The sequence below is a fragment of the Ferdinandcohnia jepli genome (assembly GCF_047246645.1).
Taxonomy (GTDB): domain Bacteria; phylum Bacillota; class Bacilli; order Bacillales; family Bacillaceae_L; genus Ferdinandcohnia.
The window spans coordinates 15,525-27,712 of record NZ_JBFOKR010000003.1 but is presented as its reverse complement, the minus strand read 5'-3'; the positions used below and the strand labels follow the sequence as shown (position 1 = coordinate 27,712).

10 protein-coding genes are annotated in these 12,188 nt (G+C 36.2%); 2 read left to right on the top strand and 8 right to left on the bottom strand.

Features of this window, described 5'->3' with window-relative positions; all coding sequences use genetic code 11:
• Positions 1-27: 27 nt before the first annotated feature.
• The 6 genes from AB3M96_RS03685 to AB3M96_RS03660 form a co-directional block, all read right to left on the bottom strand.
• Entirely contained in the window at positions 28-672 is a 645-nt protein-coding gene (locus AB3M96_RS03685) for an MOSC domain-containing protein (RefSeq protein WP_412966223.1), read from the bottom strand.
• Between the two features lie 16 nt (positions 673-688).
• On the bottom strand, positions 689-1,183 hold the full coding sequence (locus AB3M96_RS03680) for a methylated-DNA--[protein]-cysteine S-methyltransferase (protein ID WP_412966222.1): 495 nt from the start codon (positions 1,181-1,183) through the stop codon (positions 689-691).
• 103 nt (positions 1,184-1,286) lie between these two features.
• Positions 1,287-3,065, bottom strand: coding sequence for a methyl-accepting chemotaxis protein (locus AB3M96_RS03675; RefSeq protein WP_412966221.1), 1,779 nt, complete (start codon positions 3,063-3,065; stop codon positions 1,287-1,289).
• A 295-nt stretch (positions 3,066-3,360) separates the two neighbouring features.
• A complete protein-coding gene (locus AB3M96_RS03670; RefSeq protein WP_412966220.1) occupies positions 3,361-4,086 on the bottom strand; it encodes a polysaccharide deacetylase family protein in 726 nt (241 codons plus the stop codon).
• Positions 4,087-4,388: 302 nt separating this feature from the next.
• Positions 4,389-6,683, bottom strand: coding sequence for a thiamine pyrophosphate-dependent enzyme (locus AB3M96_RS03665; protein WP_412966219.1), 2,295 nt, complete (start codon positions 6,681-6,683; stop codon positions 4,389-4,391).
• Positions 6,683-7,696 carry a 2-oxoacid:acceptor oxidoreductase family protein gene (locus AB3M96_RS03660; protein ID WP_412966218.1) on the bottom strand — a complete coding sequence of 338 codons (1,014 nt, stop codon included), beginning with the start codon at positions 7,694-7,696 and terminating at the stop codon, positions 6,683-6,685. The genes AB3M96_RS03665 and AB3M96_RS03660 overlap by 1 nt, the downstream gene beginning before the upstream one ends.
• Before the next feature lie 288 nt (positions 7,697-7,984).
• Here AB3M96_RS03660 and AB3M96_RS03655 point away from each other — a divergent pair, with 288 nt between their 5' ends.
• Positions 7,985-9,730, top strand: coding sequence for a B12-binding domain-containing radical SAM protein (locus AB3M96_RS03655; RefSeq protein ID WP_412966217.1), 1,746 nt, complete (start codon positions 7,985-7,987; stop codon positions 9,728-9,730).
• A gap of 43 nt (positions 9,731-9,773) precedes the next feature.
• Here AB3M96_RS03655 and AB3M96_RS03650 read toward each other — a convergent pair whose 3' ends face one another.
• Positions 9,774-9,929, bottom strand: a complete 156-nt coding sequence (locus AB3M96_RS03650; protein WP_412966216.1) for a hypothetical protein — start codon at positions 9,927-9,929, stop codon at positions 9,774-9,776.
• Positions 9,930-10,269: 340 nt separating this feature from the next.
• Between AB3M96_RS03650 and AB3M96_RS03645 the strand changes: the two genes are divergently transcribed.
• Positions 10,270-10,626, top strand: coding sequence for a DUF3905 domain-containing protein (locus AB3M96_RS03645; protein WP_412966215.1), 357 nt, complete (start codon positions 10,270-10,272; stop codon positions 10,624-10,626).
• Between the two features lie 56 nt (positions 10,627-10,682).
• Here AB3M96_RS03645 and AB3M96_RS03640 read toward each other — a convergent pair whose 3' ends face one another.
• Positions 10,683-12,041 (bottom strand): TrkH family potassium uptake protein, encoded by a 1,359-nt coding sequence (locus AB3M96_RS03640; protein WP_412966214.1) that lies wholly within the window; start codon positions 12,039-12,041, stop codon positions 10,683-10,685.
• Positions 12,042-12,188 lie beyond the last annotated feature (147 nt).

Genomic DNA, 12,188 nt, shown 5'->3' with positions numbered 1-12,188 from the left:
TAAGGATACTGTTTCAGTCAAACGCCATTATAATTCTGCTAATCGGTTTCTAAAGGTATCTTTCCACCCTTGTGATAGCTCTGTTAAATCACTTAATATCTCAAGTGCTTCTCGATTATATTTGTCATGGTACTTAATTTGATTTACAAAGGATACAGTTATCTCTTTTGGATGTCTTTTTAGTAAGCGGAGACTTTGACCGGGTTCAATGTGCCCCTCTTTAAGTACCCGTAAGTAAAACCCCGAATAACCAGTATTTTGGATCATGACAGGTAACTCATCCTTTTTTAGCTTGTGAGCTACTTTAAAACAAGGCTGCCTTGGCAAACTCACTTGTACTTCAATTTCACCAATTGCAAATATATCACCAATACAAGCTATGTCCTCGGTAAGTCCCTCAACTGTAAAATTTTCTCCAAACGCACCCGGCTTCATCTCAATGCCCAACTCATTACTCCAATATGGATAATGATCATGTGGATAAACACAAATTACCTTGTCAGGTCCACCATGGTTTACTAAGTCAGCTTGTTCATCGCCACTTATTTGCAAAGAAGAAACAAAAACTTTTTCTTGAATTTGTGTTTTGTATATCCCAGTTAAAAGCTCTTTTCTTTTATAAATATCAGATTTCACCTTACCTACATTTAATGCAACTAGCTTGTATTCCAATTCCTCTACCTACCTTCTATATTGTGATACCTTCTAGTTCAAGTAACTTTTCTTTTAAGTCCGTCCTAGTTCCTGAATATCCCGTGAGTGATTTGTCTTTCCCAATAACCCGATGGCATGGGACTACAATGGGAATTGGGTTTTTTCGATTTGCTTGCCCCACTGCTCGGACAGCCTTCGGATTATCTATTGCATTTGCAATATCTGCATAACAGCGTGTTTCACCATAAGGTATGTTCAATAACTCATTCCACACCTGTTGTTGAAAAGGAGTGCCACTAAACAAAATCGGAAAGGAAAATTCCTTTCTTTCAGCCTTAAAATATTCCGTTAGTTGATTACAAACTTCTTTAATGAGCGTATTTTCTTGACAGTATTCTACCTCATATTTTTTTAATGCTTTCTTCCAATCGTCTTCAGATAATGAAATATCTATTAACTCTTTTTCATTAACTAGTATATAAATAGTTCCGAATATCTCAGTATCCATTACACCGTATTTGAGCTTCATCTAAGTCCCTCACTTTTTCATAGTACTACTATTTTACACAATTTTGTGTGTCGAGCGATATAGTAAAAAGCCAGTATCATTTTGGATACTGGCACATTGTCTATTAAAATTTAAACTTACTAATCATTTTATCCAATTGCACGGCTAAATCTGATAATAGCTCTGAGTGATCAGAGATTTGCTCCATAGAGCTATTTGTTTGTTGTACTGAGGCTGATGTTTGTTCAATTCCTGCTGCTGATTGTTCAGATACTGCGGCAATATTATCAATAGATAGGTTCATTTCAACTGTATTACTTGCAATCGTGTCAAGATTCACTGATATAGATTGAATTCGCTCAACCATACTAGTTACAGCATCATAAATGTCTTCAAAGGTTTGACCTGTAATTTTAATTTGTTTTGTACCTTCCTCAACTTGTAAATAACCATTTTGGAGTGATTCCGCAACTGTGTTTGATTCTTTTTGTATGCTAGTCACGATTTGGGTAATATCAGCAACGGAATGCGAAACCTGCTCGGCTAGCTTTCGAACTTCATCCGCAACAACGGCAAATCCCCTACCATGTTCTCCTGCACGAGCAGCTTCAATTGCAGCATTTAATGCTAATAAATTGGTTTGGTCTGCAATATCACGAATTACTTTTACGAGAGTCGTAATTTGTTTCGTCTGTTCATCAAGTCCTTTTACTTTACCTACAGAAGATTCCATGATGTTATTAATTTTGTTCATTTGGTCAGTGGACGCAGTCATATAATCATGACCTTTTTTCGTCATCGTTAATACATTCTGTGAAGATGAGTTGATTTGACTTCCGTTTTCGTTAGCAGTCTTAATTTTTTCTGCATACTCGTCCATCATTTTTGCTAGTTGTGTAGATGTATATGCTTGCTCTTCTGCTCCAGTTGATAGCTCCTGTACTGTAGAAGCTATTTGCTGACTTGCAGCTTTCACTTCACTTGATGAAAGCATTAACTCTGTACTTTTTGATGTAACCTGAGCTGATACGGTAGATATTTCACTTATCATATTACGTAAACTTTCGCTCATCACATTAAGTGAACGGCTGAGTAATCCAATTTCATCATTACCTTTTACTTGGATGTTCTCCACACCTAAATTTCCATCAGCAATATCATTAGATATACTAATAAGTTTTTTTAGTTGTTTACCAATTGAACGGCCTAACAATACTACGCTTATAATCGCAACTAGTGTAGAAACTACAATTGAGATAAGGAGTACCATAATTGTACTTGTGATACTATCATTTGCAGATGCAACTGAAGCTTGGCTATTATTCTTCATAATAACCCTAAGCTGGTCAAGATTACCTACTGATTCTTTTATTAGTTTATCAGCTTTTTGACTTGCTGCTACTGAATCTAGCTTACTTGAAGCGATAACCGCCGGCATTACCTCTTCTTCAAATAAAAGAGTTAAGTCTTGCTTATTTTTATCAACTGTTTTAAATAATTGATCAAGTTCTGTAGTGTTGATTGCTGGTTTTAATTGCTCATATAAAGCATCATATTCCTGACTTAACTCTTTGAAAGCTGTCACATGCTTTCCATTACTATCTGTTATGTAAATACCAATTTCACTGCCCAGTTGTTCAAAAACAGCTGCCATTTCCGTTATGAGTATCGAGTTTTCACCACTTTTTTCAACTTCGTTCATATCCTTACTAAATGTATAAAGTTGTATAAAGATAATAAAAGCTGAGATACAAAATAATACCGTTGTCACTGCAAAAGCGATTCCATATTTGTGACCAATTTTTAGATTATGCCACCAAGATGATCCTTTTCTTGGTGATTTAGTAGTTTTACTAGGTGTTTTTATCTTATTCTTTTTACTTTTAAGCTTAAACCCCTTCATGTATTTGCCCCCTATAATATACTAAAGAAAGGAAATATTTCTTTTTTTCTTACTATTATAGAGTAAATTGTCGGATAATGAAATAAATTCGGAGAATTTGTCTAAATACTTTTTATTTCTCACTCTCCCCTATCTGAGGTAATTGTTATCTTGAAGCAAATTTCACGTATACCATACGCGAATTCTTTAGCCTGTATTCCCCTCTGAAGAACACCCTGATAAGATAAAATCAGACCTTAAACAAGTATCTTCAATATGTTGACGTTTGAAAGGGTGATACGGATGTTTTGTAGAATTATTCTCCTTCAACAATTTTTGCAAAGTCATCCAGCCTAGTCGAATACTTCACATAAATTCGCGGTAATAAATAAATCTCATCTTTTATCCCCTTTTTAGAAAATGCCTCAGGTGTAGTGGTGAGCCCAAACATATAATATTTCTTCGTATTTTCTACCACTTCGTTATTCCATGTTCCATAGGGATAGGCAATAGCAATCACCGGTTTACCCGTTATTTTTTGAATCTTATTCTTGGATACTTTCAGTTCAAATTCATAATCTTTTATTTTTGTTAAATCGGGGTGAGTCGCGGTGTGAGACTGTATAGAAATAATGCCGGAATTTGCCATCATTTTTATATCCGATTGTGATAAACGGTTCGATTGTCCAATGAAGTCTGAAATGACAAAAATAGTCCCTGTTGGTTGAAATTGTTCTGTTTTCAGCTTTTGAAAGATAGCAAATGCCTTTAGATTGTTTTTGTAGCCATCATCAAAAGTAATAAAAATGGGCTTGTTTACTTTACCAATGTCCTGCCAACGTTCAAACGTTAATAAGGTAAAGCCATGATCTCGCAAATACATCATTTGCTGTTCGAAATTTTCCGGTGTTACATATAACTCCCTAGAACCCATTCCTTTATACTCGTCAATGAAATGATATACCAAAATCGGTACTTTCCCTTGTGCAAAAGCATGTGAAGGAACCAGTAATAGTAACAGACATAGTAAAGACTTTTTCATAAAAACTCCTCGCTTTATGTCATTTATTGCTTATTTTCCCCTCGTTCTTTTAGAATATTGATTTGTTACTAGCCTCCCCTATACTTAATAAGTGGTTCGAAGAACATTCATTTGATCAACGCGCATGTCCATTAGAGCACTCCTATCCGATAAAAAAGCTGTGAACATATCAGAAACTCGTCGGTTGACTAGTCTTGTAAAGGAGAACACAGAGATGTATTTCCTCTAATTCGTTAAGAAAGAATCCTTACCTCCTTATTGTAAAAAAAGAGACCCACATCAAATGCAGGTCTCCTACTATTTTATAGAAACGGATTCTCATGGCGTGCTTTAATTCGTTGCCATCTTCGTTCAACTTCTTCTTCAAATTCTGTAAGCATATCTATGTTTTCTTCTTTTAACAGATGTTTTGTTTTACCCATGTATTTTAACCAGTCACTTAATGGGATTCGCTTATTTTTATCCTCTGGATTGTACGTAATCGCTGTTTCTCCCTGTTCAATTTCATAAAGTGGGAAGAAGCATGAATCTACTGCTGCTTTCATAATGGTTTCACCGTAACGATCCTCTGACTTCCAATTCAGTGGGCAAGTTATTAATAGTTTCCCATATACAGCACCAACATTCAGAGCGTACCATTGTGCTTTTGCAGCTTTCTTTACAAGGTCTTGCGGAAAGGCTTCGGTTCCTGTAAAGACATATGGTATATTGGTAGCTGCCATAATTTGCGGCGTGTCTTTATGATGGAACGCCTTCCCTTTTTGTGCTTTCCCTACACCTGATGTACTTGTCATATGTCCAAGTGGTGTTGAGTAAGACATTTGAGATCCTGTATTCATATATCCCTCATTATCATACTCAAGCATGATAACCTTATGATTCCGCAGGGCAGTTCCAATAGCAGAGCCCATACCTATATCCATTCCACCGTCCCCTGTTACCATCACAAATGTAGGGTCTTCCGGAACATCAATTTCTCCTCTACGTTTCAATTCGAAGAATGCTTCTACAGTACCGGAAAGTGTAGCCGCTCCATTTTGGAAAAGATTATGAACCATCGTTTGTTTATGGGAATTATAAGGGTATCCGGTCGTTGTAACATACGCGCAACCTGTTTGATAAAGAACTACAACATCCCCTTCTATTCCTTTAAAAAACAGTTCAAGACCTGGGAAGATCCCACAACCAGGACATGCACCATGGCCAGACGAAATTCGTTTTGGTTTAGTTGTTAAAGCCCGCATTGGTGGAATTTTAACCTTGAGTTTCTTGGTTTCCTCATCCTGTTTGACTTCAATTAATCCGGTTTTATATACATCACCGTATTGTGGTTCAATTACAGGTTTTATTTTATTCTCTTTTTTACCTGGCTTATGCCCATAGTAATCAAACGGTTTCTCTGCATAGCCCTTTTCCATCGCATCAATTGTCATTGAAAAGAAGTTTTCAGCATCATCTGCATAAAAGTCTTTTCCACCGATTCCGAACACACGACTAAGAACGATTGTTTTATTTTCTTTATCATCCTGCAACGCAGATTTAACTTCGTGTGTCAGGTTTGGCCCATTTGCTCCGTAAGAATCAGCACGCTCACCTACAAGTAACGCCTTCACATTTTTCAGTGCCTTACGAATATGTTCTGCTGGGAATGGACGTATGATATTTGGACTAATTATACCTGCTTTAATACCTCTCTCGCGTAGTTTATCAACGACATCTTTTGCTGACTCTGCCGCAGAATTTAATAAAAATAATGCTACTTCTGCGTCTTCCATTTTATATAAATCTAATACAGGATATTCTCTTCCTGACAAGAGAGCATATTCCTTCGCAACTTGCTCAAATACATCCCCGGCACGATAAAGTGCTTCTGATTGCTGGTAGTTATTATTTAAAAGATCGTTTCCATCCATATGTGCCCCTACAACAACAGGTCGTTTCGGATCTCTAACCTGTGGGTAATCTGTTGGACACTCTCCTACAAAATCTTGTACTACTTTTCTATCTTTAAAATAGTTCACCTTTCGCTTTTGATGAGATGTGAAAAAACCATCATATGCAACAATTACAGGTAGGCGAACATCAGAATGCTCAGCAATTTTCAAAGCCATGATATTCATATCATAAACAGCTTGTGGAGTTCTCGCTGTTAAAATTACCCAGCCAATATTTAAACCATAATAAAGGTCAGAGTGATCTCCACGTATATCAAGTGGACCACTTACTGCTCGTGTAACAAGATTCATCACCATTGGAAAACGGGTACCTGATTGCACCGGGAGCTGTTCAATCATATACAGGAATCCATTTGCACTTGTTGCATTAAAAACACGCGCACCTGTTACGGCAGCTCCATAGCATATTCCTGCTGAACCATGTTCTCCATCTGCAGGGATTAATTTAATGTCATGCTCGCCCCGAGCTTTCATTTGATCTAAGTATTGTGCAACCTCTGTCGATGGAGTAATTGGAAAATACCCCATGATATGATAATTAATTTGAGCTGCGGCCATTGCAGCCATTTCATTTCCTGATTCGAATGTAACTACTTGCTCAGCTAGTTTTTTCGCACTTACTTCTTCTTCTAACACTGCCATTATTGAATCCCTCCTGCAAAGACCGGAAACTTCTGCGGTACTCGATTTTGCTCTGCATAACCTATCATTTCTCTCATGTCTGATAATGCATCTGTTGGACAAGCCTCTACACATTTTAAACAGCCCTTGCAATATTGATAATCAATTCCTTGTAAAAACATTTGCTTACGCCCGCGCTTATCAACACCCTCTTCCCATACAAAACAAAGGTCCGGACAAACCGTATCACATTGTGCACAATTAATACATTTCTCCTTTTCGAATTGTGGCAGAAAGCCTTGACGAGAACCACTCAAATCCTTAAGAATACTATTTGCATTAGCTGTAATCACTCCACCAATCTCCTGTGTTTCGTAACCTAGAAGAGATTCCGTTCTCGCAAAAGTTTTCCCTACTGCATTTTCAGGCTTTTGGTATGTTTTGAAGGTAACCTCGTTATACCCACGGTCAAAAGTTCTAATATTTGGTTCAACTAAGTGAGGATACTTTTTTTCAAAAGTTCTTCTAATTACTTGTCGCATCGCTTCAGGGTCAAGAAAATTACAAATTCTAAATAATGCACCTAACATGGCTGTGTTTACTTTTGTTTTTTCTTCAACTGCGATTCCCAAAGCATCGACGATTGCTAATGTCCCATATTCAAGTTGTAAGTCTGTTTTTACTTCGTCAAAATTTCTTGTCGTATTAACAAGGACAATGCCATTTGGATTTAACCCGCTAACTACATTAACTGTCTTATACAACGCCTCATGAAATACACCAATTACATGTGGTTGTTCAATCGGACTGTGGTCACGAATTTCAACATCTCCGTCACTAAAACGTACAAAACTCTTTACTGGCGAGCCTTTTTTTTCTGATCCATAGGATGCAAAATTAGACCCGTTCAATCCAAGTCCGAGTACTCCTGCTTCTGCAAGCATTTTGCCAGCAAGATTTGCTCCAAGTCCTCCAATTGATTCTAGTCTGATTTCATAAAAACCCAATTGATTCTTATTAGGTAAAATAGACATGGCCTTCCCCCGTTCCTTTTTAGCCAAATCAAAATTTGGCAATAACAATATCCCTTCCTATTTTAAAGAAAACAAAAAAAATTTACTGTGACAAATATCATAACTTTTAGTAATACAGAAGAAATATTTTTAAATTTAATACTTATATGAACATGTTGTTAACGTTAACAAAAATATATAACAGATAGTATTTTGTATTGTAACAGGTGCATCTTTGAATATATTTGGTGGTCCTTCCCAGGTGTGATAAAATATATAAGTTAAAGAAGTAATTTAAGGAGTAAGATAATGAACATTATTATAAGTACACTAAATGCAAAATACATTCACACCAGTCTTTCGATCCGCTATTTAAAGGCATATGCTGCACCGGAATTTGATGTAACACTAGCAGAGTATACAATCAAGGATCCAGCAATGAATATCGTAACTGACCTATACAGTAAAAAACCTGATATAGTAGGATTTAGCTGCTATATCTGGAATATAGAAGAAACCATTAAAGTTATAAAGATGCTAAAAAAAATCAATCCAGAGTTACTTATTGTTTTAGGTGGCCCTGAGGTGACCTATGATGTTAAGGAATGGTTAGAACGCATACCTGAAGTAGATTTTCTTGTGATTGGCGAAGGAGAAGAAACTTTTAAACAGCTGTTAACTGCTATTCGCGACGGCCAAAGTACTGAAAAAATCAGCGGAGTTGCACTTCGAAAGGATGATAATGTAATTATTAATCCTCAACGAAATAAGCTTGATTTGAAGGAACTTCCATCTCCTTTCCGATTTGAAGAGGATCTTCCTCACCTGTCAAAGCGTGTAACCTATATTGAGACAAGCCGTGGTTGTCCATTTAATTGTCAATTCTGCCTTTCTTCAATTGAAGTGGGAGTTCGCTATTTTGATAGAGAAAAAATTAAAGAAGATATTCGTTTTCTTATGGAGAATGGTGCGAAGACTATTAAGTTTGTGGACCGGACGTTCAATATAAGTAGAAGCTACGCAATGGAAATGTTCCAATTTCTAATTGATGAGCATAAGCCAGGTACTGTTTTTCAATTTGAGATAACCGCTGATATCATGCGTCCTGAAGTTATTGAGTTCTTGAACCAAAATGCGCCAGCAGGATTATTCAGATTTGAGATAGGCGTGCAATCAACAAATGATGCCACAAATGAGTTGGTGCAGAGAAGACAGAACTTCTCAAAGCTAGAACGAACAGTCAGACTTGTTAAAGAGGGCGGAAAGATTGACCAGCACCTAGACTTAATTGCCGGTTTACCAGAAGAGGACTATAATTCTTTCCGTAAAACGTTTAATGATGTCTTTGAAATGCGTCCAGAGGAGCTTCAATTAGGTTTCTTAAAAATGTTACGTGGGACAGGCGTTCGCATACGAGCTGCGGAACATGATTATATTTATATGGATCATTCTCCATATGAGATTCTTGGAAATAATGTACTAAGCTTTGATGACATCACGAGAATTAAACAGGTTGAGGATGTTTTAGAGAAATATTGGAACGACCACCGTATGAATGAAACCATTGAATACCTAGTTACGAAAAGCTTTGAGACTCCTTTTGACTTTTTCCAAGAGTTCGGTACATTTTGGGATAAACAGGGTTGGTCAAGAATTGGACATCAGCTAGAAGATTTATTTAAACGACTTCTTGAATTCCTTCAGTCAGGGAAGCGAGACTCGATAGACACCATCGTTGGGATTATGAAGTATGATTATTTACGTAATCAAAAATACAAACCACGGAAACCGTGGTGGGATGACTTAGTAGATAAACAGGAGCGTGCAGCATTTTATTCGGATATTGTGGAGAATCCACAGTCTCTCGGTGAAGACTACGAAAAACTTCAACTACATGAAAAAGACTTGTATAAACATACTGTAGTTGAAAAGATCCCGTTTGATTTTACACTTTATACTCAAACTGGGGAAATTAAACAACAGGAAAGCTATCTACTTGTTTATTTTGACCCGATTAATCATAAAGCAAAGGTTTTCTCAAAGGCAGTATCATAAAAAAGGAAGAGTCAGCAAATTTTCGCTGACTCTTTTTACTGTTTTATTCTCCTGTTTTGTTACCTTTTTTTGAATTCCGATTAAAGCCCTTCATTGGGTTTTCATATCCAGCTTCTGCAGAAAACTCCGTATCAGGTAGACTTTCTGTAGGCGTATGAGAACTTTTCCAAGCAGCATTAAATTTTTGTTTGCGTTTCATGTTAAATCCCCCTTTAAAGATGTGAGCATATTCTCACTAAAGATAGTTTTAACTAAACAGCGTTCATATATAAACGGAAAAATTTGTTTAAAAGAGTGACTTTTGCAGCGCAAATTTTAGTTAATGCAATAAGAAAGTAACTTTTTTATTACATAAATTCGACTTATGTCCCGTTAATTCTACTATTTGTACCGTTCCTCCAGACATATGACCCATTTATTTAAATATTTGTCCCGCTAGGATAGATATATCGCCCACTCACGCATTTTTCCCCGTTATTATAAATTTTTATATGTTGCGAACACTATAAAGGAGAAATACGTATGAGAGGTGTGTTTTCATGTCTACTAATAAGAATGACAATGAAGAGATACAATCGCCTATATTAGATGAAACCCAACCTCATCAAATAGCTGCTCCATCCTTCAAAGGAACTGGCATTAAAATGCAAGAACCCTTTGTAAATGAGCACGGTGTTGTCATCGGGGACAGTTTTTATGACTCACCGAATTCTCCACTAAACAACTGGAGTGATGAAGTGGATCCTTCTGTAATGGCTGGTGACGAATGGGTACATCCTACAAATGATATAGGCTGGAATACAAGTGAGAATCGAGAATTACTCGAATCTAAGAAAGCTCCAAAGGGCGTCCCCTTCATGCACCCTACTAGAGATACAAGCTACGGAAAAGATTAAAGTTACACAATGTTTCTTCAAAGAGTAAAAGCACCCAATGAAGGGTGCTTTTACAATTAACCGATAATTAATCGTTCCTTTGGATAATGGTAATTTACGTCTTTTTCTTTTTTACCAATAATAAAGATAAATGAAAGAATGCCTACCCTTCCAATAAACATTAATACCATAATAAGTATTTTTCCAAAGGCACTAAGGTCTGGTGTAATTCCCATCGATAATCCCGTTGTTCCAAATGCGGAAGATACTTCGAAAACTATTTCAAGTAAGCTGAAGCTTTCTGTGATTGATAATAGCAAAACTGAAACAAAACAAGTAAAGAATGCAAATATCGTAACTACAAAAGATTTTGTAATGTCTTCTTCGTGTATTTCTCTTTTAAAAATCTTGATTGTTTTGTTTCCTCTTGCGAAATTGTATAAAAATAAGATATTTATCGCAAAGGTAGTTGTTCGTATACCACCACCTACAGAACTAGGTGATGCCCCAATAAACATCATTCCACACAAAAATAACAGTGTAGACTCCGAAAAGTTATTCACATCCATAGTAGCTAGACCAGCACTTCGGGTGGTAACGGATTGAAATAATGAATAAAAGAAGGTTTCATGCCAGCTTTTCCCTACAAAAAAGTGATTTGCTTCTAATAGTAAGATAATCAACGTTCCAAAAACAACTAAAGCAGCAAAGGTTACAGTTGTGACCTTTGTAAATAAAGAGAAGCGGTACCTTCCTTTTTTATGTAGAAGAAAATCCTTAATTTCTACTAAGACAGGAAATCCTATTGCTCCTAAGATGATTAAAACGATTGTAATAAATTGTACGAAGTAATCATTTGCAAATGGGATAAGGGAATTCCCTGTTATATCAAAGCCTGCATTAGTTGTTGCACTCACTGCAGCAAAAATGCCATTAATAAATGCCTCTTGCCAAGTTGGAAAGTACTGCATGAAGTAGAGACTTAAGATAAGACTACCAAAGACTTCAATGGCAATTATAATGATTAATATTTGTTTTAAAAGGTTAACTAGTCCAGATAATTGTGACTGGTTTTGATCCACCATGATTAATTGTCTCTCACGGAGCCCAATTTTCCTACGAAAGATCAACCATATAAATGTGCCAAGCGTCATGACACCAATACCGCCAACCTGTAGGACTAATATTAAAATAAAAATACCTGCAACACTAAAGCTATCCTTTATTGAAATAACTGATAGACCTGTAACACTCACTGCACTTGCAGCTGTAAAAAGTCTATCAATAAAAGAAATTTCGACACCTTCCTTATGAGCAAAAGGTAAACTAAGTAATAATACAGAAACCGTTACAGCTAATAGATAAAACGCAAATATAAGCTGTGCCGGAGTTAAATCATTAAATTTGATATTAAGTTTTTTCCACATAATTTTCATCCTAACACTGTACTATAATCTTTATTTATCTATCATATAGAATTATTCCCATTTTTAAAAGGAGGACTTTGTAATAATCTTGTAAAAAACTTAGTATGCATTACCAGTATGGAAAATAATAATCTCCTAATACTATTGATACAACGT